Below are 25,307 nucleotides of genomic sequence, written 5' to 3' on the forward strand. Positions count from 1 at the left end.
GCGGGCTCAGCCGACGCCGAACGACCGGAGGGCCGCGAGGAACTCCTCCGGTCGTTCGGTGTGCACGAGATGGCCCGCGTCAATGGTGACGAGGCGGGCGTCGGGGATCTGCCGGGCCATCCAGGCGAGGTCCTCCTGGGCGATCTGGCTCCCGGGCCCGCCGCCGATGACGAGCGTGGGTGCGGTGATGTCGGCGAGGCGCTCGGATGCCTCCGGATCGGGTTCGTTCAGCTGGGCGTTGGTGGACGGCACGACGGGCCAGTCGAAGTCCAGCTCCCCGCCGGGGTGTTCGACGGGTGCGCGCGGCGGGTCGAGCGGGAGGGGCGGCGGCGCCTCCTCGATGACGAGGCGGCCGATCAGGCCGGGCTGCCGCTCGGCGAGCAGATAGGCCGCGGCGCCGCCCATGGAGTGCCCGACGACGGTGGCACCGGAGAGATTGCATGCCTCCAGGAAGGCGTGCAGGTCGTCGCGGAACAGCTCGAAGGAGTAGCGGCCGGGCCAGTCGCTGAGCCCGTGGCCGCGGAAGTCGAAGGCGTACACCCGGTGTCGGGTGGCGAGGCGTGCGGCGACGGTGGCCCACGTCGTGCTGTCGCCGCAGCGGCCGTGGGACAGGACGACGGGCGGTGCGGACGGGTCACCCCATACCCGGTAGGCAAGCCGGATGCCGCCCGCCTGCACGCTGTGCACGCCCGGGTCCAGGAATGCGGTGACGGTACGGACGAACGCACCCGGGTCGTCCAGCCAGGGGAAGTGTCCGGCGGCGCGCTGCACGGCGAACTCGGAGTCCGGGAAGAGTGCGGCCAGTTCGGCGGCCCGGTCGGGTGTGGTCAGGCCGTCGTACTCGCCGGTGAGGACGAGCACCGGGGCCGGGAACTCCCGCAGGGCCGCGACGGTGGCGGGAGGGTCGAACGCTGCTGGCCCGTAATAGCCCTGTGCGGCGACTGCGTTGATCTGACCGGCTGAGCGGGCGGCATGTTCCTGTGCCGCTTCGTCCCACCGGCCGTAGAGGAACGGGCGTGCCGTGGCGCGCAGTTCGTCGGTGAGGCGCCCTGCCCAGATCTCCTCCAGAGCCGGGAGCGCCTGCGCGTACCAGGGTTCGGCGCTGCGCAGCGCGGCGGCCTGACGGGCGTCGCGCTCCACGAAGGCGAATCCGGTGGCCTGTGTTCCGGGGGCGACGAGGATCATGCTGCGTATGGCCTCGGGGTGACGCGCGGCGTACAGCGCGGCAAGGTCGCCGGCCGCCGAGTGGGCGAGCAGGTCGACACGTTCGAGGCCGAGGTGCCGGCGCAGCGCCTCGACGTCCTCGACGAGCCGGTCGCAGCGGTAGGTGGTGACGTCGTCGGGTACGGCGGAGTCCCCGGTCCCGCGCAGGTCGAGCACGACCAGCTGTCGCGTGGCGGCGAGTCCACCCAGGTCTCCGAGATAGGCACCAGCTCTCATCGCGCCGCCCGGCAGGCAGATCAGCGGTGCGCCCTCCCCCATGACGTGATAGGCGAGCTCGGTCCCGTCGTACGTGTGGAAAGTCTGCATGGACCCATCCAAACAGGGCCGACCGGGTGACGCAGCTCTGTTCGGTACGGGCGTAGCCGTGGCACGCACCGGATGCGTCACCCCTCTTGCCACGTGGGGGAAGATCCTGGATTACTGCTCCAGGAGGGATCACCGCCCGCGTCTTCCGGCGGATGGAGAAGGTCACCGGGCGCAGTGACGACCTGGTGATCCTGCGCGGGGTGAGCCTCTTCCCGACCCAGGTCGAGGAGATCGCGTACGCCCGGGGTGTCGCCGCACCCAGCTCCGGCTGACGCGCCGGGGCCGCCTCGACGTGCTGACGGTGCGGGCTGAGGCCCGGGCCGGGGCGACCGTGGAACAGCGGGCGGCGGCCGCCGCGTCGGTCGCGGCGGCCGTCAAGGACGGCATCGGCGTCTCGGTCGGGGTCGAGATCCTCGATCCCGAGACGCTGGAGAGATCGGTCGGCAAGTTCCGGCGCATCGTCGACGAGCGGGAGCAGCCGTGACGTTGACGCCGTTCCGCTGTGGCAGCCGGTACAACTCGTCGAGGAGCGAACGCGGTTGCCGCACCAGGTCAGGCGAAGCGGTCGCGGAGCTCCCGCTTGAGGATCTTTCCGCTGGCGTTGCGCGGTAGTCCGTCCACGAACACGATCCTCTTCGGAGCCTTGAAGTGGGCGAGCTTCTCGCGTGCGTGGCTGATCAGTTCGGCCTCCGTCGACTCCCCGCGCAGGACGACGACGGCGGTGACCGCCTCGATCCAGCGCTCGTCGGGCAGCCCGACGACCGCCACCTCGGCGACGGCGGAGTGGGTGTACAGCGCGTCCTCCACCTGGCGGGAGGCGACGAGGACGCCGCCCGAGTTGATGACGTCCTTCACCCGGTCGACGACCGTGAAGTAGCCTTCCGGGTCGCGGACGGCGAGGTCACCGGAGTGGAACCAGCCGTCGCGGAACGCCTCGGCGCTCTCCTGGGGCTTGTCCCAGTAGCCGCTGCACAGCTGGGGTGAGCGGTAGACCACCTCGCCCGCGGTGCCGTCGGGGACGTCCTTGCCGTCCTCGTCGACGACCTTGGCCTCGACGAAGAGGACGGGCCGGCCGCAGGAGTCCATCCGGCCCTCGTGTTCGTCCGGTCCCAGGACGGTGGCGAGCGGGCCGATCTCGCTCTGGCCGAAGCAGTTGTAGAAGGCCAGCCCCGGGAGGCGCTCGCGCAGGCGTTCCAGTACCGGGACGGGCATGATCGACGCCCCGTAGTACGCCTTGCGCAGTCCGCCGAGATCGCGGACCGTGAAGTCCGGGTGGTTGGCGAGGCCGATCCAGACCGTGGGCGGCGCGAACAGGCTGTCGGCCCGTCCCGACTCCACGAGGTCGAAGATCCGTGCCGCGTCCGGGGCGTCGAGCACGGTGTTCTCCGCGCCGACGGCGAGGTAGGGCAGCAGGAACACGTGCATCTGCGCGGAGTGGTAGAGCGGCAGCGCGTGCACGGGCCGGTCTGTGGCGCGCAGGTCGAGGGCGGTGACGGCGCTGACGTACTCGTGGACGAGAGCGCCGTGCGTCATCATCGCGCCCTTGGGCAGGGCGGTGGTGCCGGAGGTGTACAGCAGCTGGACGAGGTCGTCGGCGGCCGGTTCGTGCGCGGGCGCGAAGGGGCGCGGGGTGCCGAGTTCGTCCAGGAGGGATCCGGGGGCGTCGCGCAGCGGCCGGACGGCGTACCCCTGCGGGACGCGGCCGGCGAGGTCCGGGTCGGTGAGGACCAGGGAGCTGCCGGACTGGTCCAGGATGTACGTGAGGTCCTCGCCGGTGAGGTTCTGGTTGACCGGCACGTGGATCAGCCCGGCCCGGGCGCAGGCGAGATACGCGATCAGGTACGCGTCGGAGTTGTGGGCGTAGGAGGCGACCCGGTCCCCCGGGTGCAGCCCGTGGCCGTCCACGAGGACGGCGGCCGCGGTGCTGACGGCCTCGTCGAGACCGCGGTAGGTCCAGGCCCGGTCGGCGTACCGCAGGGCGGTGCGCTCGGGGGTGCGCCGTGCGCTGCGGGTCACGACTCCGTCGACTGTGCTGCTGCGTACACCGGTCATGGCGTGATCCTGTGCGGCCGGGGCCCCGCGGTCAAGGGCCTTGATACCGGCCGGGATGTTGACAGGCGTGCGGGAGTGCTGGCTGAGTTGCCCATGACGTCTCGAACTCCTGAGTAACCGTCTTTCGCGCCAGTAGAGTTGGGAGGACCGATGCCCCTCCGGAACCGTCTGAGGATTCTCGCCGTATCCGGTCTCGCGCTGTTCACCGTGTCGGCGTCACTGCCGCCGGCCTCGGCGCTGACCACCCGCACCCACCATCCGTCGGGCGGCGGTCTCTCCGCCGTGATCCGCTACACCGAGTACGGCATTCCGCACATCGTGGCGAAGGACTACGCGAATCTGGGCTTCGGCAACGGCTGGGCCCAGGCCGCCGACCAGGTGTGCACGCTCGCCGACGGGTTCGTCACGCTGCGCGGTGAGCGGTCCCGGTACTTCGGTCCGGACGCGGCGCCGGACGGTTCGCTGTCCTCGGCGACGAAGAACCTGTCCAGCGACCTGTACTTCCGCGGGGTGCGCGACAGCCGCACCGTCGAGAAGCTGCTGAAGGTGGCGGCTCCGGCCGGGCCGAGCCGTGCGACGAAGGAACTGCAGCGCGGCTGGGCGGCGGGCTACAACGCCTGGCTGGCGCAGAACCGGATCACGGACCCCGCCTGCCGGGGCGCCCGGTGGGTGCGCCCGGTGACCGCGCTCGACGTCGCGGAGCGTGCCTTCGCGCTCTCCGTGCTCGGCGGTCAGGGACGCGGCATCGACGGCATCACGGCCGCGGAGCCGCCCGCCGGCGCACCGGCACCCGCTCCCCCGGCCCCCTCCCCGGGCGACGCGGCGGACGCGGCGGCGCGGCTGCTGTCGACGCAGAACGCGGACATGGGGTCCAACGCCGTGGCGTTCCGCGGCAGTACGACGGCCAACGGGCGCGGCCTGCTCCTCGGAAACCCGCACTACCCGTGGCAGGGCGGGCGACGGTTCTGGCAGTCCCAGCAGACGATTCCCGGCGAACTGAATGTGGCGGGCGGATCGCTGCTCGGCTCGGCGACCATGTCGATCGGACACAACGCCGACGTCGCGTGGAGCCATACGGTGGCCACCGGGGTCACCCTCGATCTGCATCAGCTGACCCTCGATCCGGCCGATCCGACCGTGTACCTGGTGGACGGAAATCCGCAGCGGATGACGGAGCGCACGGTCTCCGTCGCGGTCCGGGGCGGCGGGGAGGTGACCCGCACCCAGTGGTGGACCCGCTACGGCCCCGTCGTCACCTCGCTCGGCGCGGGCCTGCCGCTGCCCTGGACGCGGACTGCGGCGTACGCGCTGGGTGACCCCAACGCCGTGAACCTGCGCTCGGGAGACACCGCACTCGGCTTCAGCAAGGCCCGTTCCACGGCCGGGATCAAGGAGGCGCTGCGCCGTACGCAGGGTCTGCCGTGGGTCAACACCATCGCGGCGGACGCCTCCGGTCACACGCTGTTCTCGCAGTCGCAGGTGCTGCCGAGGATCACGGACGAGCTCGCGCAGCGGTGTTCGACGCCGCTGGGCAGGGCGACGTACCCCACGTCCGGACTCGCGGTGCTGGACGGCTCGCGGAGCGACTGCGCGCCGGGGTCGGACCCGGACGCGGTGCAGCCCGGGATCTTCGGCCCGGGCCGGATGCCGACGGTGGAGAACGCGCCGTACGTGGAGAACTCCAACGACAGCGCCTGGCTGACGAACGCGGACGCCCCGCTGACCGGTTACGAGCGGGTCTTCGGGACGGTCGGCACCGCGCGCTCCATGCGGACCCGGGGCGCCGCCCGGGACGTGTCCGCGATGGCGGACGCCGGCCGGCTGACCGTCGCCGATCTGCAGGACCAGCAGTTCGCGAACCGGGCGCCGGCCGGTGAGCTGGCGGCGGCCGGTCTCGCGGGCGCGTGTGCGGCGCTGCCCGGCGGCACGACACCCGGGAGCACGGGCACACCCGTCGACGTGTCGGCGGCCTGCCCGGTGCTGCGGGACTGGGACCGGAGGTTCGACACCGGAAGCCGGGGGGCGCTGCTCTTCGACCGCTTCTGGCGCAGGGCGGGGGCACTGCCGGCGGCGGAGCTGTGGAAGGTCCCCTTCTCCCCCGCCGACCCGGTCGGCACACCGAACACGATCGACGCCGCGGCTCCGCGCGTGCTGGCGGCCCTCGCCGACGCGGTGGCCGAGCTGCGGAGCGCGGGCGTCGCGCTGGACGCCCCGCTGGGCGAGCACCAGTCGGTGCTGCGGGGCGAGCGGCGTATCCCGGTCGGCGGCGGCACGGAAGCGCTGGGCGTCTGGAACAAGACCGAGGGGGTGTGGGACGCGGCAACGGGCGGCTACACGGACATCTCGACCGGCTCCAGCTACATCCAGGCGGTCGGCTGGGACGGGGGTCCCTGCCCGGTGGCGCGCACTCTGCTCACGTACTCCCAGTCGTCGAATCCGGGGTCGCCGCACTACGGCGACCAGACGGAGCTGTACTCGGGCGAGCGCTGGGTGACCTCCCGGTTCTGCGAGAAGGACATCGCGCGTTCGCCCGCGTTGCGCGTGGTGCGGGTGCACGAGCGCCGGTAGCCCCGTCGGGTCACACGCCGGCACCCGGACCGCTGCGGTCCGGGTGCCGGCGTGTGACCCGGCGGCCGGTGGTGCCCGGCCGGCGCACTCCTCAGCTGTGGCCCTCCCAGTACGGTTCCCGCAACCGTCGTTTGTACAGCTTGCCGTTGGGGTCGCGGGGCATCGTCGTGATGAAGCCGAGGGTCTTGGGGCGCTTGTAACCGGCGAGCAGACCGGCGCAGTGCCCGAGGATCTCGGCGGCCAGCCCGTCGCCCGCCTCGTGCCCCTCGGCGGCTTCGACGACGGCCCTGACCTCCTCCCCCCAGTCGGCGTGCGGAATGCCGAAGACGGCCGCGTCGGCGACCGCGGGGTGGGTGAGGAGGGCGCTCTCGATCTCAGCGGGGTAGATGTTCACCCCGCCCGAAATGATCATGTCGATCTTGCGGTCGCGGAGGAACAGGTAACCCTCCTCGTCCAGCACACCGAGGTCGCCGACGGTGAAGAAGTCGCCGATGCGGTTCTTCTTCGTCTTGCCCTCGTCCTTGTGGTAGCTGAAGCCGCCGGTGCTCATCTTCATGTAGACGGTGCCGAGTTCGCCCGGCCCGAGCCGGTTTCCGTCGTCGTCGAAGACCGCGAGTTCACTGATCGGCCAGGCACGGCCGACGGTACCCGGCTTCTTCAGCCAGTCGTCGGCGGTGGCGAAGGCACCGCCCCCCTCGCTGGCCGCGTAGTACTCCTCGACGCACCGGCCCCACCAGTCGATCATGGCCCGTTTGACGTGGTCGGGGCAGGGGGCCGCGCCGTGGATGGCATGCCGCATCGCCGTCACGTCGTACGCCCGTTTCACCTCGTCGGGCAGGGCGAGGAGACGGTGGAACTGGGTCGGGACCATGTGCGTGTGGGTGCAGCGGTGGGTGTCCATCGCCCGCAGCATGTCCTCGGGCGACCACTTGTCCATCAGGACGAGGGGGTGGCCGATGTGCAGGGCGGCGCCCGCGAACTGCAGCACGGCGGTGTGGTAGAGCGGCGAGCAGACCAGATGGACGTTGCCGTCGAACGGCTTGATGCCGAAGATGCCGAGGAAGCCGCCGAGGTAGCTCTCCTCGGGAAGCTTGCCGGGCAGCGGCCGGCGGATGCCGCGCGGGCGGCCGGTGGTGCCGGAGGTGTAGTTCATGACCCAGCCCAGCGTGCGCCCTTCCGGGGGCGACACCGGCCGGTTCTCCAGCAGTTCGGCGTACGGGCGGAAGCCGTCGACCGCACCGACTCCGTAACGGTGGCTCGCGGGCAGTTCCGCCTCGTCCGCGGCGGCGGTGGCGGCTTCGGTGAAGCGTTCGTGGGCGATGAGCACCTTGGCGCCGGAGTCGGAGACGATCCAGGCGATCTCCGGGCCGACGAGGTGGTGGTTGACGGGGACGAGGTAGAACCCGGCCTGTGAGGCGGCGAGGTAGGCGGTGAGGAACTCGACTCCGTTGGGCAGGACGACGGCGAAGGCGTCGCCCTCTTCCAGGCCCGCCGCGCGCAGTCCGTGGACCATGCGGTTGGCCTCGGCGTGCAGCCGCCCCGCCGTCCAGTTCTCCCCGTCGGGTGCGACCAGGACCCTGCGGTCGGGGTCGGCGGTGGCCTGGGCCCAGAAGCCGTTGGGCGGCTGATTCATGAGGCGCTCCGTCCCGCGATGCGGTTGATCCGGTCGATGGCCCGCTCGAAGCCACTGGTCAGGTCGTCGAAGACGGCCTGCACACTGCGTTCGGTGTTCATCCGTCCCACGATCTGGCCGACGGGCGTGCCGAGCAGGGCGCCCGTCTCGAACTTCTGGATACGGGAGACGGCCTCGGCGACCAGGAGTCCCTGGAGCGGCATGGGCAGCGTGCCGGGTCCCGCCGGGTCGTCCCAGGCGTCGGTCCACTGGGTACGGAGCTGACGCGCGGGCTTGCCGGTGAGGGCGCGCGAGCGGACGGTGTCGCCGGAGCCCGCGGCGAGGAGTTTGTCGGTCAGCGCCCGGGAGTGCATGTCGGCCTCCTCGGTGGTGAGCCAGAGGGAGCCGAGCCAGACGCCCTGGGCGCCCAGCGCGAGCCCGGCCGCGATCTGTTCGCCGCTGCCGATGCCGCCCGCGGCAAGGACGGGCAGCGGGCCCACGGCGTCGACGACGTCCGGGACCAGGACCATGGAGGCGATCTCCCCGGTGTGCCCCCCTGCCTCGTACCCCTGGGCGACGACGACGTCGATGCCCGCGTCCGCGTGGTGCCGGGCGTGCCGGGCGCTTCCGGCGAGGGCGGCGACGAGGACGTCCTGGCCGTGAGCGCGGGCGATGACATCGGCGGGGGGTGAGCCCAGCGCGTTGGCGAGGAGTCCGATGGGGTAGTCGAACGCCACATCGAGCTGGTTGCGGGCGACTTCCTCCATCCAGCCCGTGATGCGCCATCCCGAGGCCTCGCCCTCGGCGAGTTCGGGGACACCATGTCTGGCGAGGGTCTCCTGGACGAACTTCCGGTGGCCGGGCGGGATCATCGCCTCCACATCGGCCTCGCTCACGCCCTCCACCTTCTTGGCGGGCATGACGACGTCGAGGCCGTAGGGCTTGCCGTCCGTGTGTTCCTGCATCCAGTCGAGGTCGCGTGCGAGGTCGTCGGGGGCGGTGTAGCGGACCGCGCCGAGTACGCCGAATCCTCCGGCCCGGGTGATGGCCGCCGCCACCGCCGGGAACGGCGTGAAGCCGAAGATGGCGTGCTCGATCCCCAGTTTTTGACTCAGCTCCGTCTCCATGGGCGGCAGGATGCCGCAGTCCGACAGACGAGGGAAGAGATTTTCTGATGCTGTGTCAGATTCTTTGTGACTCCGGGGCCTACGGGACGGCGGAGGGGGCCAGTACTCTCTGCTTCGGCAGGAAGTTTCACACTCGGAAGAGATTTCGAAAATTACTTTCAGGCACGCTTTCAGGTAGAGGGAAGAGGTTCCGGATGACCGAGGACACGGCAGGCGCGGGCATCAGCCGGAGGAGGCTGGGCGGTGGGATGCTGGCCCTGGGCGGAGCACTCGCCCTGGCGCCCATTGCGTTCGCGGAGGCGGCGTCTGCCACGGAGTCGGGGGCGGGGTCGTCGGACATGGGTACAGAGGCCGCTGCGGGGACGCCGTCGAGCCGGAACAGGCCGACGCTGCGGCGTGGATCGGCCGCCCGTGCGGGGCTGTTGCAGGAGCCGCTCGACCGACTGGTCACCGAGGCGGAGCGCTACCTCGCCGACTCCCCCAAGCACCCCTGGTACGCGGGCGCCGTACTGCTCGCCGGACGGGGCGGGACCGTCGCCCTGCACCGGCCGATCGGCAAGGCGGTGCGCTATGCCGCGTACGACGAGAAGACCGACACGGGCGTGGAGTTCCCGGCCGACCAGCAGATCCCCATGGCCGAGGACACGGTATTCGACCTGGCATCGGTGTCGAAGCTGTTCACCTCGATCCTGGCCGTGCAGCAGATCGAGCGCGGCACACTGGAGCTGGAGGCGACCGTCGCCTCGTATCTGCCGGACTTCGCCGGCGGCGGCAAGCAGGACATCACGATCCGTCAGCTGCTGACGCACACCTCGGGGTTCCGCGCCTGGATCCCGCTCTACAAGGCGCCCACCCGGGAGGGGAAACTGGAGCTGATCTGGAGCGAGGTGCCGGCGAGCCCGCCCGGCACGGCGTACCTCTACTCGGACCTCAATCTGATCTCCCTCCAGCTGGTGCTGGAGAAGATCACCGGCCGCACCGAGGACGTACTGCTCCGCGAGCAGATCACCGCTCCGCTCGGGATGCAGCGCACCCGCTACAACCCGCCGGCCTCCTGGAAGCCGAAGATCGCCGCGACCGAGGACGCCCGGCTCCCCTGGTCCGGGCTGGAGCGCGGACTGGTCTGGGGTGAGGTCCACGACGAGAACGCGTACAGCCTGGACGGGGTCGCGGGCCATGCCGGGGTCTTCTCCTGCGCCTGGGACCTGGCGATCCTCGCCCGCACCCTGCTCAACGGCGGGGTCTACGGCCGCGCGAGGATCCTCTCGGCCGCGTCGGTGGATCTGCTGTTCACCGACTTCAACACCGCGTTCCCGGGTGACGCCCACGGCCTCGGCTTCGAGCTCTACCAGCACTGGTACATGGGCGCGATGGCCACCCCGCGCACGGCGGGCCACACCGGATTCACGGGCACGAGCCTGGTCCTCGACCCGACCACGGACTCGTTCCTGATCGTGCTGGGCAACTCGGTCCATCCGGTGCGCAACTGGCGCTCCGGCAGCGCGCCCCGGGTCGCCACCGCCAACCAGATGGCCCGGGCGGTCGCCGTCCGGCCGGCCCGGGGCCGTACGGCATGGTTCTCCGGTCTGGCGAGCGCCTCGTCCGCCACCCTGGCGCTCCCCCCGCTCGCCCTCGCGTCCTCGCGGGCCCGGCTGAGCTGCGCCCTGTGGTGGGACACCGAGCCGGGCTCCGACTTTCTCTTCCTGGAGGCCTCGGCGGACGCCGGAGCCACGTGGCAACCGGTCCCGTTCACCACGGGTCCGGCCTCGCGCAAGGGGCAGAACCAGAAGCAGGAGCAGCGCGAACCGCATCCGGCGGGTTCGGTGTCCGGCTGGTCGGGCCGGGTCTGGCACCGGCTCGAAGCCGACCTCGCACAGTGGAGCGGCGCGGAGTTGCGCCTGCGCTGGCGGTACGCCACGGATCAGCTGTACGTCGGACGCGGGGCGTACGTGGACGCCATCCGGATCGAGGACGGCGGCCGCACGGTCTTCGACGAGGGCAGACCGGCCGACGCCCGGCGCATCGAGGCGAACGGCTGGACCGCTTCGGCGAACTGACCGGCACCTCACGAAGGGCCGGGGCGGCCGGGCCCGGCATCCACGCGTACGCAGCGCGTCACAGCCCCCGTCACCGCTCCGGCCCTGCAGCCCCGCAGGCCGCAGCATGTCCCTGAGGGCTGTCCCGCCACACGGGCTTGACGGCGGCGCGAGGATCCCGGACCGCGGGCGAATGCCCGTGGCGCCGACCGGCCGCCCCGCCCAGGTCACTCCGGCAGATCGGCGGCGAGAAAGGGAGCAAGGAGCGCGAGCAGTGCGTCGGGGCGGTCCAGCGGGATGATGTGGCCGCAGTCCTGGAGGTGGTGTCCGACCAGGTCGTCGGCGAAGGGGCGGAGCTGGCGTTCGAGGCCGGTGCCGACGGGGTGGGAGCCGACCGTCATGGTGGGCACGGTCAGCCGGGCCGTCGCTACGGCATCCTGGAGCTGCCGCGCGCTGGTGGGCAGGGCCCGGTAGGAGGAGAAGGCGCAGCGCAGGGCCTCGCTCCCGGTGTACGCGTGGACGAAGGCCGCGCGGATGTCGTCGGGGATTCCTCGTCCGAGGGTCCCCGAGTCGAGGAACCAGTCGAGGTACGGGGCCTCGTTGCCGGCCAGAACGGTCTCGGCGAGGCCCGGGACACCGTGGAAGCCGAACCACCAGGGGGCGCCGCCCGCGAAGGTGTCCTCCGCTCCGGGCAGTCGGCCGAGCAGCGCCTCCATCACCACCAGGCGCCGGACGCGTCCGGGCCGGCGCAGCGCGAGCAGGACGGCGGGGGCGGTGCCCGCGTCGATGCCGACCACTGCCGCCGAGGTCTCACCGAGCGCGTCGAGCAGCCCTTCGGCGTCGGCGGCGAGGGTGCCTGCGTCGTAGCCTTCGACGGCACGTTCGCTGGCACCGAAGCCTCGCAGGTCGGGTGCGATGACGCGGTACTGCCCGGCCAGCCGGCCCATGATGCCGCTCCAGAGCCGCCAGGTGTGCGGAAAGCCGTGCAGCAGGAGCACCGCGGGCCCGTCCCCCGCGATGGCGACGTTGAGCCGGACGCCGTTCGTCGCGATGCGGTGCAGTTGATGGGCGGTGGTGACGGACATGAGGGCTCCTCTTATGGTTACCATTGGTGACCACATAACGATAGGTAACTGTCCAGCTGCCGCCCAGACGGCACTTTCCGGGAAGGTGGTGAGCTCCAGGTGACCACCCCGGCACCACGGGCCGCCGGTAGCCCCGTGCGCGGCGATCTGTTCGATCCCCAGTGCCCGACACGGCAGTTGCTCGACCGCCTGGGTACGAAGTGGACGTCCATGGCCGTCAAGACGCTCGCCGATGCCGCACCGGACGAGGTGCGCTTCGCGGAGCTGAGACGCCGGATGCCCGGCGTCTCGCAGAAGATGCTGTCCGTGACGCTGCGAAGCCTGACCCGCGACGGGCTGGTGTCGCGCCGGGTCGAACCGACCGTGCCGCCGCGGGTCTTCTACCGGCTGACCGGACTCGGGCTGTCCCTGGAGGCCGCGCTCGCGGGTCTGCGGTCCTGGGCGGAGGAGCACATGGCCGAGATCGACCGCGCCAACGAAGCCGCCGGCCAGGAGGCCGACGAGGCATAGCGGGCCGGGTTCCGCGCTCGGCGCCGACGGCTTGCAGGCGTACGGCCGACGGCATCGCCCTCCCGGGACAGCACACCCGGCAGGGCGTGTCCGGTCGTTCGTACGCCTGCCTTGCGCAGGGACCGGCCGCACTCCGGCACCTGGCCGTCGCGGACGTACTCCGGCCATCGGCCGTCACAGCCGCCGGTCGCCGCACGCCGCGGGCGCGGCATCGCCGTCCGTTCCCCGCACGGGGCACGCGCTTGCGGCGACGGACGGCGGCGCGCCCCGGGAACCCGGCCTGCTATTCGGTGCGCAGCGCCGTGGCCGTCCGGGCCCTGGCAGCCCACCCGGCGGGCAGAAGCGCTCCCAGGGTGGCGATGAGCAGGCCACCGAAGGCGAGCGGGAGCAGTTGGGCCCCGTGGTAGACGGCCATGACGGAATCGGGGAGACGGAGCCCCACGCTGTCGCCCATCGCGGGCATGACCCAGCCGTGCAGGGCAACGCCGAGCGGCACGCCCAGCGCGCCCGCGCTCAGTCCTGTCACGACGACCGAGGTGAGGACCATGGCGATCGTCTGGCGGGGAGTCATGCCGAGCGCCTTGTGGACTCCGAGTTCCCGGATGCGCTCGCGGGTGTCGAGCAGCACGCCGTTGAGGACGCCGAGGGCGGCCACGGCGACGAGCATCAGCGTGAGGATCGCGGACAGCGCGTTGAGTGTGACGACCATGTCGCCGCCGGCGGAGAGGCCGCCAGCCCGGGCGGTTGCCCCCAGCGGTGCCAGGTCCTTGTTCAGCGCGTCGACGTACGCGGGCACATCGGTGCCGGACGCGACGGCGATGTGATGGCTCGAATCCGTCAGGCCGGGATGTGCGGCCGTGAGGCTTGTGGCGTCGGTGAAGACCTGCATGCCGTCGTTGCGCGGGTCGAGGACCTCGCCGACGATCCGGACCGCGACGGGCTCGGCCAGGCCGTTCAGGGTGAGGGTGTCGCCGACGCGCGTGCCGGTCGCGGCCAGGAAGGGAGACGGGACCACCGCCTCGCCGGGCTTGTCGATCCAGCGGCCCGAGACCATGGTGTAGCCGCCCCAGGAGGCGTCGCCGGTGAAGGCGGTCACGTCGATGGTGCCGGTCAGGCCGGCCACGGCGGCCCGCACCGTCGCGGCGCTGTAGTACTTCCCGGTGCCTGCCGCGGCCCCGATGGCCGTGGCGACCGCGGCGGGATCGGCCCTCGGCCGCTTCGCGGGGCCGGGGCCTCCGGGGCCGAAGTCCGGCGGGGGCGCGGGCACGACGACATCGGCGGCGGCGTGGGCCTTGGCCTTCATCACCAGGCCGAGCGAGGCGCCCATCCCCACGGTGAACGTGACGGCGACGGCACCGAACAGGACCGCCGTGCCCATGGCCAGTGCACGGGCGGGTCGTGCGAAGGGCCGGGCGAGGCCCAAGGAGACCGGCTGCGGCAGCGGCAGTCGGCCGGCCAGGAGGACGGCCCACCGGCCGCGCCCCGCCGAAGCGTTGCGCCCGGCGGCGAGTGCGTCGGCCGTACGCAGCCGGCCGGCCCGCCCGGCACTCGCCCACGCCGTCGCCGCCACCAGGCCGAGCACCCCGGCGATCACCGACAGGTCGACCCGAGGTGCCACGGACAGGGACGAGGTGCCGTAGACCTCCTCGGTCCCGGCCAGTACGGGGAGAGCGAGGAGGTGTCCGGCGAGGACTCCGAGGGCCGTACCCACGGCGGCCGGGATCAGCGCCTGGCCCACGTAGGCCCGCACGACCTGGGCCGGGGTGAAGCCGATGGCCTTGAGGATGCCGATACGGCGCGTTCCCGTACCGACGGCCGATGCGACGACGTTGCCGACGATGAGCACCGACATGACCAGGCCCAGGGCGCCGAAGGCGATGAGGAACGGAACGTAGAGCGCGGTGTCGCGCTCGGCGGTCTTCCTGACGGTGAGCCACGACTGTTCGCCGACGGCTGCTCCCGGCGGCAGGGCGCCCGTCACGCCCTTGCCCCCCGCGGTGATCTGCGCGGCAGTGCCCGCGTGGGCGAAGCGGTAGAGCATCTGGTAGCCGCCGCTGCCGGGCGCGGTGAGCGCCGGCATCTGGGAGGGGACCACCCAGGCGTCCGCGGTCTGCGTGACCGAGCGGGCCACGCCGACCACCGTCAGGGCCGGACCGCCGGACAGGGCGGGGAAGGTGAGCTTCGTGCCCAGTTCCGGGATGAGCCAGGAGTCGGCGGACAGCACGAGCTCGCCGGAGCGCGTGGGCCACCGCCCGTCGAGCAGCGCCAGCGCGTCCACGTCCCGGCCTGGACCGCCCCGGCCGACCACGGTCATCGGCCACCCGGGGCCGGACCCGTCCGACTTCGGAAGGACCGTCGCCGTACGGAAGGGCCCGGCCGCTCCGCTCACTCCTTCGGCGTGCGCGGACGTCGAGAGCTGTCCGGCACGTGCCTTGTCCGCGTCGATCTGTACGGACAGATGCGCGCCGTGCTGCCGGGCGAAGGCGTCGTCGAACGGGGCCCCTGATACCTCGAGCAGCGTTCCGCCGAGGACGGAGGCGGCCACCGCCATCATCGTGGCGAGCCCGATCACCAATGCCTGCACCCGCCGTCGTCCCACCCCCGAGCGCACCACTGTGCCGAGCGCGCTCATCGGGCGGCCCGCTCGTGGGCGGCCTCCGAGGCGGCACGCGGGGTCCGGACGTCCTCGGTGATCCGGCCGTCGGCGATCCGGATCGTACGGTTCGTGCAGGACCGGGCCAGAGCGAGGTCGTGCGTGACCACGACGATGGTCTGGCCCTCGGCGTTGAGGCCGGTGAGCAGCCTGCTGACGTCCTGTCCTGAGGCCGTGTCCAGGGCCCCGGTCGGCTCGTCGGCCAGGAGCAGCGCAGGCCGGTTCATCAACGCCCGGGCCACGGCGACGCGCTGCCGCTCGCCGCCGGACAGCCGCCCCGGGTACGTCCGGGCGTGCCGGCCGATGCCCAGCAGCTCCAGGAGTTCCGCCGTCCGGCGGTGCGCCTCGCCACGTGTCATGCCCGCGAGACGCGCGGGCAGGACGACGTTGTCGGTGACGGTCAGATCGTCGAGCAGGTTGAAGAACTGGAAGACCATGCCGATCTTCGACCGCCGGTACAGCGCCGAACCGGTCTCGCCCAGCTGGTCCACCCTCACCCCGTCCACGGTGACGGTCCCCTGGTCGGGCCGGTCCAGACCCGCGATCAGGTTGAGCAGTGTGGACTTGCCGCTTCCGGACGGGCCGAGGATCGCGACCGCCTCGCCGGGCCGCACGGTCAGCGACACCTCGTGCAGAGCGGGCGGGCCGTCGTCGTACCGGCGGCTCACCCCGCGCAGTTCGATCACCGGTGTGGTCATGAAGAGGCTCCTCGCGTAGGGGCAGTTGGCTGGGTGAACGCTAGGAGCGGGACCGCCCCGCCCGCGTCCCCCGCCCGAGCCCATTGCCGTCCGGCGTGAGGACGAGCTCCGCAGACGTCATCCCTGCGATGTAGGCGGCTGATGTACCCGGGGCGGCGGGAATGCCCGTCGGGACGGACGCCGCGTGTGCGCGCGGCGGCGACAATGAACCGGTGAGGGACGTACGTACGACACTGGAGCGGCTGCGGGATTCCGCCCGCCGGGCGGTCCGCGACGCAGGGCTTCCGAGCGGCCCGCCGCCGCGGCCGGTCCGGCGCGCCCGGCAGTTCGACGCGCTGCTGGCGCTGGTTCTCGGAATCACCACCGTCTACTACGGCATCGACAACGCCAACAACATCGTGGTGCGGGAGATCGCGCCCGGCGTGGTGTACGTCGTGCCGCGCCCGTCCGGCGCCGACGGCCTGGCCTTCATGGTGGCCCTCGCGGCCATCGCCTCGGGCGCCCTCGCCGTGCGCCGCCGCTACCCGCTCGCCGTGCTGTGCGTCGTGACGGCCGCGACACTCGCGACGCCGCAGAGCGTCCTGCGGCTGACGTTCTACGCGTTCGTCATCGCCGTCTACAGCGCCGCCGTGTACAGCCCGCACCGGGTGGCGACCCTGGCGGCGCTGCCGTTGTCCGTCGTCCTGGTCGGCACCTCGGGGAACTCGGTCACACCGATCGTCCCGAACGAGTACATCGCCCTGCTGATCCTGGTTCCGATGGCCGTGGCCGCACTCGGCCTGCGCACCTGGAAACTGCGAACCGGCGAGGGCCGCACCCGGCTCTCCGCGCTGGAGCGCGAGCAGGCCGCGGCGCTGCGCCGGGCAGTCGAGCACGAGCGGGCCAGGATCGCCCGCGAACTGCACGACGTCGTGACGCACAACGTCAGCGTGATGATCATCCAGGCGGGAGCGGCACGTACCGTCCTGGAGACGTCCCCCGAGCAGGCGGGCGAGGCGCTGCTCGCGGTCGAAGCGGGCGGGCGGGCTGCCATGACCGAACTGCGCCACGTCATGGGGCTGCTCACGATGGCCGACGAGGACGAGGGCGCGGACACAGGTGCGGGCCTCGCGGACTCGGTGGCGGAGCTGTCGCCACAACCCGGCCTGGATCAGGTGGAAACCCTGGTGGGACGGGTCCGGGACACCGGACTGCCCGTCGATCTGACCGTGACCGGCCCGTCCCGCCCCCTCCCGCCCGGCCTCGAACTGGCCGCCTACCGCGTGGTCCAGGAGGCGCTGACCAACACCGTGAAGCACGCGTCCGGCGCGACCGCCGCCGTCACCGTCGAATACGGCGAGGACCGGCTCCGGGTGGAAGTCGCCGACACCGGTGGGCACCCGGGCGCGGACGCGCCCACCGGGAACGGCCGGGGACTGATCGGGCTGCGCGAGCGCCTGGCCGTCCACGACGGAACCCTGACCACCGGGCGGCGGCTGACCGGCGGTTACCGTGTCGAAGCGCTGATCCCCTTGGAGGCACTGTGACCGAGCCGCTGCGCGTGCTCCTCGCCGACGACCAGACGCTGGTCCGTACCGGATTCCGGATGATCCTCGGCGCCGACGGCATGGACGTCGTCGCCGAGGCGGCCAACGGTGCCGAGGCCGTCGAAGCCGTCCGGCGCACCCGGCCCGACGTGGTCCTGATGGACATCCGGATGCCGGGGACGGACGGGCTGGAGGCCACCCGCCGCATCCTCACCGGCGCCCCCGGCGAACCGCGCGTCATCATCCTGACCACGTTCGACCTCGACCGGTACGTCTACGCGGCCCTGTCCGCCGGCGCCAGCGGCTTCCTCCTCAAGGACGTCACGCCCGAGCACCTGACCGTCGCCGTCCGCACGGTGCGTACCGGCGACGCTCTCCTGGCGCCGGCCATCACCCGCCGCCTCGTCCAGCGGTTCGCCCGGCGCGGCACCGACACCGTCGCCCCGCACCGTGACCTCGCCTCGCTCACGCCGCGCGAGATGGAAGTCTTCGGTCTTCTGGCCAGAGGGCTGAGCAACGCCGAACTCGCCGCCCGTCTCCACCTCGCCGAGACGACCGTGAAGACCCATGTAGCCCGCATCCTCGCGAAACTGGGGCTCCGTGATCGCGTCCAGGCGGTCATCGCCGCCTACGAGACAGGACTGGTCAGCGCAGGCGGGCAGGAAGCCACCCCGCAGTCCACCGAGCCGACGTAGACCGCGCCGGGTGAACAGCCGGCAGCAGGACGGCAGTCCGCGCCGGTCCGGGGTGCCGTCTGACGCCTCGCCGCACCTCCGCCGCCACAGACCTCGCCGCACCGGCCGTCACACTCCTCGGCGCACCTCCACCGGCACAGCCCTCGGCGCACCGGCCGTCACAGCAGGCAGAACTCGTTGCCCTCCGGGTCCGCCATCATCAGGTGATCGGGGCGGCCCTGGGCCTCGTACTCATGGATGACCGTCGCCCCCGCGGCAGTCAGCCGCTCCAGGCTCTTCAGCACACGCGGCCACCGCACCTCCCACGGCACCTCGCGGCCGCCGCCCGCCTGCACATCCAGATGCAGCCGGTTCTTCCCCGCCTTCGACTCGGGCACCTTCATGAAGGACAGCGCGGGCCCCTCGCCGTCCGGGTCCGACAGGTAGGCGCCGTCGTCCCACTCCGCCTCCGGGACGTCGTAGTGGGCGAACCATTCCTCCCAGCTGCCGAACCCCTCCGGCGGCGGCTTCCGCGCGTACCCCAGGGCGAGCGCCCAGAATTCCGCAAGCCGCGCGGGGTGCGCGCAGTCGATCGTCAGGCTCCACCGCGTTCCCATGAATCCCTCCCTGCCCCTGGCAGTGCGGCCGGCACCGCGACCGGCCCCGGGTGAACCGATCGTGCCACGCGAGGGAGCGGCAATCCACGTGATCCTGCGCAAGATTCTTTTGGGACCGAAATATTTCGATCCGACGGGGCTGAATTTTCGATGCAGTTGCCATCCGATTCACTTACGTGAGCGCAGTTGTCGCAGCTCAGACAGGGCGCCCCCGAAAGTCACTCCAGAATTGCAGGAACCTTTCATTCGACCACCTCACGCAACCTTCGGACTACTTTCGTAACCCTCAGCGGCGATTGTCCCCATGCGCCCCATCCGTCATCCCGACAGGCCGAGAAGCGAGGCGTATAAGTGCAGGTCACAGCGACACAACACAGCAATGAGCGACTTAACATCGCCGAAATATTTCGGAAATGCAGCGTTGACGAGTTGGTCCGGCGCGCGCATACTCTCCCTCGCTCCCCTGCATCACCGATCAACTTCGCTCCACGGAACCGCCGTCGAACGGCGCGCTCCCTGGCGGACGAAGCGCTCTGCGCACAGTTCCCCCACCCCGTCCGGGCGGCCCGCTCAAGCCCGCCCGACGACCGGAAGAAGGTGTTGGAAAGTGATCGTCAATTCATCGCACGGTGGCGACGCCGCACGTCCGCGGCTGCGCTCACGGGCACGCAAGGCCGGCGTGCTCGCCACGGCGGGCCTGCTCACCGCGGCGGCGGTCCTCTCGCTCGCCGGCACCGCCGAGGCCGCAACGACGCTCGGGGCGTCGGCCGCCGCGAAGGGCCGGTACTTCGGCACCGCGGTCGCCGCCAACCACCTGGGCGAGTCCGCGTACGCCTCCACCCTGGACACCGAGTTCACCATGGTGACCCCGGAGAACGAGATGAAGTGGGATGCCGTCGAGGCGTCCCGCAACAGCTTCAGCTTCGGCTCCGCGGACCAGATCGTCAGCCATGCCCAGGGCAAGGGCATGAAGGTGCGCGGTCACACCCTGGTGTGGCACTCGCAGCTGCCCGGCTGGGTCAGCGGGCTCGCAGCCACCGATCTGCGCTCGGCGATGAACAACCACATCAACCAGGTGATGGCCCATTACAAGGGCAAGATCTACGCCTGGGACGTGGTCAACGAGGCGTACCAGGACGGGAGCAGCGGGGCCAGGCGCAGCTCGCCCTTCCAGGACAAGCTCGGCAACGGCTTCATCGAGGAGGCCTTCCGCACCGCCCGTGCCGCCGACTCGGGCGCCAAACTCTGTTACAACGACTACAACACCGACGGCCAGAACGCGAAGAGCAACGCGGTCTACGCCATGGTGAAGGACTTCAAGCAGCGCGGTGTGCCGATCGACTGTGTCGGCTTCCAGTCGCACTTCAACAGCAACTCCCCCGTCCCCTCGGACTACCAGGCCAATCTGCAGCGATTCGCCGACCTCGGTGTGGACGTGCAGATCACCGAACTGGACATCGAGGGATCGGGATCGGCGCAGGCCGCGAGTTACACCAAGGTCGTGAACGCCTGCCTGGCCGTGACCCGCTGCAACGGGATCACCGTGTGGGGCATCCCGGACAAGTACTCGTGGCGCAGCAGTGGCACCCCGCTGCTCTTCGACGACAACTACGGCAAGAAGCCGGCGTACACCGCCGTGCTCGCGGCACTGGGCGGCACCGGCGGCGGGACCGACCCGGGAACCGGCGGCGGCGCCTGCACGGCCACGTACACCAAGACCAACACCTGGGGTGACCGCTTCAACGGGCAGGTGACGATCAAGGCCGGCAGTTCGGCCATCAGCACCTGGACGGTGCCCGTGACGGTGACGTCACCGCAGAAGATCAGCACGACCTGGAACGGCACACCGTCCTGGGACGGCAGCGGCAACGTGATGACGATGAAGCCGAACGGCAACGGCAGTCTGGCCGCCGGCGCCTCGACGTCCTTCGGGTTCACGGTCATGACGAACGGCAACACGTCGGCGCCCGTCATCGGCGCCTGCACCACCTCCTGAACCACCGGCCCGAAGCCGGGCGCGGGGTGCATCGGCGCCCCGGCAGTCCCGTCGGTCACCGGCGTGAGGGCACCGTCTCCCGGACGGTGCCCTCGTGGTCGTAGGCAGACCGGCGCGGCACGGGCGGACGCGCCGGGAACTCACCGGCGCGCATAGGCCTCGCCCGACGCCGCCACCTCGGCGGGCGCGGGCGCCGTCGACTCCCTGACCACCAGTCTCGGCCTGATCAGGAGCGAACGCCCGGCAACCGGCGCGGAGTCGATACGGGCCCGCAATTGCTGGAACGTCTCGGCGGCCATCTCCGGCAACGGCTGGCGGACCGTGGTCAGCGGGGGTTCGAAGAGGTCGGCGAGCAGGATGTCGTCGAACCCGACCACCGAGACGTCCAGCCCGGCGTTGCGGCCGGCGTCCTTCGCGCCCCGGCAGATGCCGATGGCACACATGTCGTTGATGGCGACGAAGGCGGTGGGCGGGCGCGGGCCGCACAGGAGCTCGCGGGCGGCCTTGCGTCCCAGCTCCGCGGCGTCCTTGTCACCGAACTCGGCGGTGTCGGCGCCGGGCCACACCACGGCGTCGGCCGGATCCAGGCCCGCCGACTCCAGTGCTGCCCGGAAGCCACGCAGCCGCTCGCGGCGGTTGACGCTGTTGACCGAGCCGGAGACGAACGCCAGCCGACGGTGGCCCAGCTCCAGCAGATGACGGGTGGCGAGCTCCGCGCCCATCGCGTTGTCGACGCTGATGGAAGCCAGTGACGGCGGATCGCCCGCCTGGGCGGTGCGGTCGAAGGCCACCATCTTCAGACCGCGGCTGAGCAGTGGGGCCATGTGATCGAGCGAGGGCAGCGAGGAGCAGAGCACCACACCGCTCACCCCGTCGGCCAGCAGCTCCTCGCCGTACTTGAGCTCGCGGGCCGGATCACGCTCGCTGTTGCAGAGCAGTACGTGGTACCCCTCGGCCAGCGCGATGGCCTCCAGCTCCCGGGCGAGCGCCCCCCAGAAGGGGTTGGCGACGGACGGCACGATCAGGCCGATGACCTTGATCCGACCGGTGCGCAGCATGCGCGCGGCGCGGTTGGGCCGGTAACTGAGCTGCTCTATCACCTGCTCCACGCGAGCCAGGGTCGCTGCCTGCATACGGTCCGTACGTCCGTTGAGGACGTTCGACACGGTGCTGGCGGATACACCCGCAGCCTCCGCGACTTGATGGATCGTTACCCCGCTCATGCCACCTCCGGTTCGGAACGTGTTCGCCAGACTAGTGTACCGATTTACTGAACTCTCTTCACCGGTACACCCGTTAACTTTCCCGAAAATTGTTGTGCATCAGCTGTTGACGCGCCTCTCGGGGCGTTCTTAGTCTCAGTGCATCGATTTACCAGCGCTTCCCAGCCATGGCCGGGATGCCATCGCTGGATCGATCCACTGTCTCCACCTCAAAAGGGGTGCCCAATGGAACTCAAACGACGGTCGCTGCTCGCTGCCATCGGTGCCGGTACTGCTGCGGCCGCGCTCAGCGGCTGCGGGACCGGCTCCACGGCCGCCGGCTCCGCCGATGGTCCCGCCGAGGGCGAGATCACGCTGCTCACCCCCATCTTCGAAGGTGCCGACGGCAAGACGCTGTTGGAGAAGGAGATCATCGGCGGCTTCCGGAAGAAGTACCCGGACGTCAAGGTGAACGTGGACTACACCACGTACGCGCAGCTCAACGAGAAGATCACCACGGGCATGGCGGGCGGGCTGCTGCCCGACGTGCTGATGATGGGGGTCGGCTGGATCCCGCCGTTCGCCGCCAAGAAGGCGATCGCCCCGCTGCCGGAGAAGTTCGCCACCGCGCACGACTACGAGAAGCGGGTGCTGGAGCCGTCGCGCTACGACGGCAAGCTCTACGCCCTGCCGGTGGTCCTGGACACCCGCATCGTCGTCTACCGCAAGGACCACTTCGCCGAGGCCGGCATCAAGAAGACTCCGGCCACCTGGGCGGAACTGCGGGCCGTGGCCAAGCAGCTGACGAAGAAGGGCCGGCACGGTTTCGACCCGTTCTCCATCGATTTGCGTCAGTGCTGGGAGACCTTCCTGTTCGCCAACGGCGGTCAGCTGTTCAGCGCCGACGGCAAGAAGGTGCTGTTCACCGACAGCCGGGGCATCGAGGCACTGCAGTTCTTCAAGGACCTGATCCAGGACGGCTCCGCCGACTACACGAAGAAGACGGCTGCCGGTGCACCGTCGAACGTCCAGACCGGCCAGGCGTCGATGATGATGACGACGAGCGCCCTGTGGGAGCAGGTCCGTGAGCAGAACCCGGAGCTGCTGAAGGACGACACGCTCGGCGCGTTCGTGCTGGCCAACCGCAAGCCGGCGATGCTCCAGGGCGGCACCCTCGTCACCCAGTCGGCGAGCTCCAAGCACCCGGCCGCCGCGCGCGCCCTGGTCGAGTACCTCGCGACCCCCGACTCGATCCTGGGCGCCGCGAAGCAGCGCGGCTCGGTACCGGGGCTCAAGGATCTCAACGAGTCCGGGTACGTGAAGGAGAACAAGTTCGTCGATCTCTCCCTCCAGAACATGAGCGCGGCCTGCTCCGAGGGCGGCACCGCGGCCTGGATGGAGATCCGCGAGAAGATCAAGCCGACGCTGGAGCCGGCGATCGTGGGCGGTCAGTCCGCGAAGGACGCCATCGCGGAACTCGGCCGTCTCGCCGAGGCCGCCATCGGCCGGATGTGAGGCGCCACTGTGGGAGCTGTATCCGTACTGAAGGCACGGCCCGCCCGGCCGCCTTCTGCGCCTGAGAAGACCCGGCCCGCGAAGCAGCGGGCCGGCAGGACCCCGACGGGTCCGGGACGCCGCAGGCAGCGGGCCGGGATGCTGATGGTGGCACCCGCCCTGCTCCACGCCGCCCTCTGGATCGGGCTGCCTGTCGTCGCCTCGGTCGTCCTTGCCTTCACGAAGTACGACGTGCTGACGCCGCCGCAGTTCGTGGGGCTGGACAACTTCCAGGAGATGATGCACGACGCGGTGTTCCGCAAGTCCATCGTCAACACCGTCATCTACACGTTCTTCACCGTGCCGTTCGGCATGATGCTGGGGCTGCTGCTGGCACTGGCCCTGCACACGGGCCTGAAGGCGCGCGGCATCTTCCGCACCGCGATCTTCCTGCCGCAGGTCACCGCCACGGTGGCGATCGCCCTGGTCTGGCTGTGGATCTACAACCCGGGCAACGGACTGTTCAACGCCCTGCTCTCGTTCGTCGGGATCGACGGTCCCGCCTGGCTCTCGTCGACCACCTGGGCGCTGCCCTCGGTCATCCTGGTCGGAGTCTGGCAGGGCATCGGCATGAAGATGCTCATCTACCTTGCCGCGCTCCAGTCCCTGCCGAGGGAACTGTACGAAGCGGCGTCGGTGGACGGCGCCTCCAAGACGCGGCAGTTCTTCTCGATCACCCTGCCGCTGCTGAAGCCCGCGACGTTCTTCGTGCTCATCACCTCGATGATCAGCGCGTTCCAGTCGTTCGACCAGATCTACATCCTCACCGAGGGCGGGCCCGCCAACAGCACCACGATGATGACGTACGAGATCTACAAGTCCGCCTTCCGGGAATTCCGCGTCGGCTACGCCTGCGCCCAGTCCCTGGTGCTGTTCGTCCTGCTGATGGGCTTCACCCTCGTCAACCGGCGGATCATGGGAGGTACCCGTGGCCACAACTGAGCTGCACAAGCCCGGGGTCGCACGCACACCCCGCCCCGCGGCGAAGGGGAAGCCGCTCACCGTCGGCCGGATCGCGCTCTATGTGACGCTGTCCGTGATCTCCCTGCTGATGGTGGTGCCGTTCATCTGGATGGTGCTGACCTCGCTCAAGACCCCGGTGGAGATCGCGTCGCAGGACGCCGGGCTGCTGCCGGAGCACTGGGACTTCAGCAACTACGGCGAGGCGCTCAAGGCCGCGCCCTTCGCCACCTACGCCCGCAACAGCTTCATCATCGCGGCCAGCCACACCGTGCTCAACCTGGTGATCGCCTCGATGGCGGGGTACGCGCTGGCCCGGATCAGGTTCCGGGGCAGCGAGGTCATCTTCTACCTCTTCATCGCGGCCCTGATGATCCCGACCTACACCAAGGTGCTGCCCGAGTTCCTGATCGTCCGCTTCATGCCGCTGGCCGGCGGGAACGACCTGTTCGGCCAGGGCGGCAGCGGCTGGCTCGACACCTGGTGGGCGCTCATCGTGCCCGGTGCGGTCACCCCGTTCGCGGTCTTCCTCTTCCGGCAGTTCTACCTGGATCTTCCGGTGGAGCTGGAGGAGGCGGCCCGGCTGGACGGACTGGGCGAATTCCGGATCTACGCCCGGATCATGACGCCGCAGGTCAAGCCCGCGCTCATCACGGTGGCGCTGCTGACCTTCGAGTCGTCCTGGAACAACTTCCTGTGGCCGCTGCTGGTGACCCGGACGGACAGTCTGCGGGTCATCCAGGTGGGGCTCTCCGTCTTCAAGACGGAGAACGGCCCCCAGTGGCACTTCCTGATGGCGGGCACCACGCTCGCCACCCTGCCCATGGTCGTGCTCTTCCTCATCGGCCAGCGCTACTTCGTGCAGGGCTTCGCCACCGCCGGTCTCAAGTGACCGGTCCCGGTCCTC

Annotated in this window: 18 protein-coding genes and 1 pseudogene; 10 read left to right on the forward strand and 9 right to left on the reverse strand. The window is 70.8% G+C overall.

Annotation, left to right across the window (positions count from 1 at the left end; all coding sequences use genetic code 11):
- Window positions 1-6: 6 nt before the first annotated feature.
- Window positions 7-1,530, reverse strand: a complete 1,524-nt coding sequence (locus ACGFZA_RS14505; protein WP_393679153.1) for an alpha/beta fold hydrolase — start codon at window positions 1,528-1,530, stop codon at window positions 7-9.
- 131 nt (window positions 1,531-1,661) lie between these two features.
- Here ACGFZA_RS14505 and ACGFZA_RS14510 point away from each other — a divergent pair.
- A pseudogene (locus tag ACGFZA_RS14510) lies at window positions 1,662-2,014 on the forward strand (phenylacetate--CoA ligase); the annotation flags it as partial.
- 68 nt (window positions 2,015-2,082) lie between these two features.
- On the opposite strand, the gene ACGFZA_RS14515 reads toward ACGFZA_RS14510, so the two are convergent.
- Window positions 2,083-3,582 (reverse strand): acyl-CoA synthetase, encoded by a 1,500-nt coding sequence (locus ACGFZA_RS14515; RefSeq protein ID WP_393679155.1) that lies wholly within the window; start codon window positions 3,580-3,582, stop codon window positions 2,083-2,085.
- Window positions 3,583-3,732: 150 nt separating this feature from the next.
- Between ACGFZA_RS14515 and ACGFZA_RS14520 the strand changes: the two genes are divergently transcribed.
- Complete coding sequence (locus ACGFZA_RS14520) at window positions 3,733-6,150, forward strand: penicillin acylase family protein (protein ID WP_393679157.1); 2,418 nt, start codon at window positions 3,733-3,735, stop codon at window positions 6,148-6,150.
- A gap of 91 nt (window positions 6,151-6,241) precedes the next feature.
- Here the strand turns inward: ACGFZA_RS14520 and ACGFZA_RS14525 are convergent, their stop codons facing one another.
- Window positions 6,242-7,783 carry an acyl-CoA synthetase gene (locus tag ACGFZA_RS14525; protein ID WP_393679159.1) on the reverse strand — a complete coding sequence of 514 codons (1,542 nt, stop codon included), beginning with the start codon at window positions 7,781-7,783 and terminating at the stop codon, window positions 6,242-6,244.
- Complete coding sequence (locus tag ACGFZA_RS14530) at window positions 7,780-8,889, reverse strand: NAD(P)H-dependent flavin oxidoreductase (RefSeq protein WP_393679161.1); 1,110 nt, start codon at window positions 8,887-8,889, stop codon at window positions 7,780-7,782. The genes ACGFZA_RS14525 and ACGFZA_RS14530 overlap by 4 nt, the downstream gene beginning before the upstream one ends.
- A 194-nt stretch (window positions 8,890-9,083) precedes the next feature.
- Between ACGFZA_RS14530 and ACGFZA_RS14535 the strand changes: the two genes are divergently transcribed.
- The gene (locus tag ACGFZA_RS14535) at window positions 9,084-10,946 is read left to right on the forward strand and encodes a serine hydrolase (protein WP_393679163.1); all 1,863 of its coding nucleotides are present in this window, start codon (window positions 9,084-9,086) and stop codon (window positions 10,944-10,946) included.
- 206 nt (window positions 10,947-11,152) lie between these two features.
- Here ACGFZA_RS14535 and ACGFZA_RS14540 read toward each other — a convergent pair whose 3' ends face one another.
- On the reverse strand, window positions 11,153-12,010 hold the full coding sequence (locus ACGFZA_RS14540) for an alpha/beta fold hydrolase (RefSeq protein WP_393679165.1): 858 nt from the start codon (window positions 12,008-12,010) through the stop codon (window positions 11,153-11,155).
- A gap of 99 nt (window positions 12,011-12,109) precedes the next feature.
- Here ACGFZA_RS14540 and ACGFZA_RS14545 point away from each other — a divergent pair, with 99 nt between their 5' ends.
- Complete coding sequence (locus ACGFZA_RS14545) at window positions 12,110-12,520, forward strand: winged helix-turn-helix transcriptional regulator (RefSeq protein ID WP_393679167.1); 411 nt, start codon at window positions 12,110-12,112, stop codon at window positions 12,518-12,520.
- A 283-nt stretch (window positions 12,521-12,803) separates the two neighbouring features.
- On the opposite strand, the gene ACGFZA_RS14550 is transcribed toward ACGFZA_RS14545, so the two are convergent.
- The gene (locus tag ACGFZA_RS14550) at window positions 12,804-15,152 is read right to left on the reverse strand and encodes an ABC transporter permease (RefSeq protein WP_393679169.1); all 2,349 of its coding nucleotides are present in this window, start codon (window positions 15,150-15,152) and stop codon (window positions 12,804-12,806) included.
- Window positions 15,149-15,871 (reverse strand): ABC transporter ATP-binding protein, encoded by a 723-nt coding sequence (locus ACGFZA_RS14555; protein WP_393679171.1) that lies wholly within the window; start codon window positions 15,869-15,871, stop codon window positions 15,149-15,151. Before ACGFZA_RS14555 ends, ACGFZA_RS14550 begins: the two co-directional genes overlap by 4 nt.
- A gap of 161 nt (window positions 15,872-16,032) precedes the next feature.
- Between ACGFZA_RS14555 and ACGFZA_RS14560 the strand changes: the two genes are divergently transcribed.
- Window positions 16,033-17,397, forward strand: a complete 1,365-nt coding sequence (locus tag ACGFZA_RS14560) for a sensor histidine kinase (RefSeq protein WP_393679173.1) — start codon at window positions 16,033-16,035, stop codon at window positions 17,395-17,397.
- On the forward strand, window positions 17,394-18,092 hold the full coding sequence (locus ACGFZA_RS14565) for a response regulator (protein ID WP_393679174.1): 699 nt from the start codon (window positions 17,394-17,396) through the stop codon (window positions 18,090-18,092). The genes ACGFZA_RS14560 and ACGFZA_RS14565 overlap by 4 nt, the downstream gene beginning before the upstream one ends.
- Window positions 18,093-18,250: 158 nt before the next feature.
- Here ACGFZA_RS14565 and ACGFZA_RS14570 read toward each other — a convergent pair whose 3' ends face one another.
- Window positions 18,251-18,688, reverse strand: a complete 438-nt coding sequence (locus tag ACGFZA_RS14570; protein ID WP_385285008.1) for a VOC family protein — start codon at window positions 18,686-18,688, stop codon at window positions 18,251-18,253.
- Window positions 18,689-19,295: 607 nt separating this feature from the next.
- Between ACGFZA_RS14570 and ACGFZA_RS14575 the strand changes: the two genes are divergently transcribed.
- Entirely contained in the window at window positions 19,296-20,684 is a 1,389-nt protein-coding gene (locus ACGFZA_RS14575) for an endo-1,4-beta-xylanase (protein ID WP_393679176.1), read from the forward strand.
- A 140-nt stretch (window positions 20,685-20,824) separates the two neighbouring features.
- On the opposite strand, the gene ACGFZA_RS14580 is transcribed toward ACGFZA_RS14575, so the two are convergent.
- A complete protein-coding gene (locus ACGFZA_RS14580; RefSeq protein ID WP_385285006.1) occupies window positions 20,825-21,907 on the reverse strand; it encodes a LacI family DNA-binding transcriptional regulator in 1,083 nt (360 codons plus the stop codon).
- Window positions 21,908-22,132: 225 nt separating this feature from the next.
- Between ACGFZA_RS14580 and ACGFZA_RS14585 the strand changes: the two genes are divergently transcribed.
- The 3 genes from ACGFZA_RS14585 to ACGFZA_RS14595 all read left to right on the forward strand — a co-directional run bounded on the left by ACGFZA_RS14585 (window position 22,133) and on the right by ACGFZA_RS14595 (window position 25,292).
- The gene (locus tag ACGFZA_RS14585) at window positions 22,133-23,401 is read left to right on the forward strand and encodes an ABC transporter substrate-binding protein (protein WP_385285004.1); all 1,269 of its coding nucleotides are present in this window, start codon (window positions 22,133-22,135) and stop codon (window positions 23,399-23,401) included.
- A gap of 144 nt (window positions 23,402-23,545) precedes the next feature.
- Window positions 23,546-24,382: a carbohydrate ABC transporter permease gene (locus ACGFZA_RS14590; protein ID WP_385285002.1), complete on the forward strand. Its 837-nt coding sequence runs from the start codon at window positions 23,546-23,548 to the stop codon at window positions 24,380-24,382.
- On the forward strand, window positions 24,369-25,292 hold the full coding sequence (locus ACGFZA_RS14595) for a carbohydrate ABC transporter permease (RefSeq protein WP_385285000.1): 924 nt from the start codon (window positions 24,369-24,371) through the stop codon (window positions 25,290-25,292). The genes ACGFZA_RS14590 and ACGFZA_RS14595 overlap by 14 nt, the downstream gene beginning before the upstream one ends.
- The last annotated feature ends 15 nt before the right edge of the window (window positions 25,293-25,307 follow it).

Origin of the sequence: Streptomyces sp. NPDC048211 (genome assembly GCF_043202315.1) — a bacterium.
Classification (GTDB): domain Bacteria; phylum Actinomycetota; class Actinomycetes; order Streptomycetales; family Streptomycetaceae; genus Streptomyces.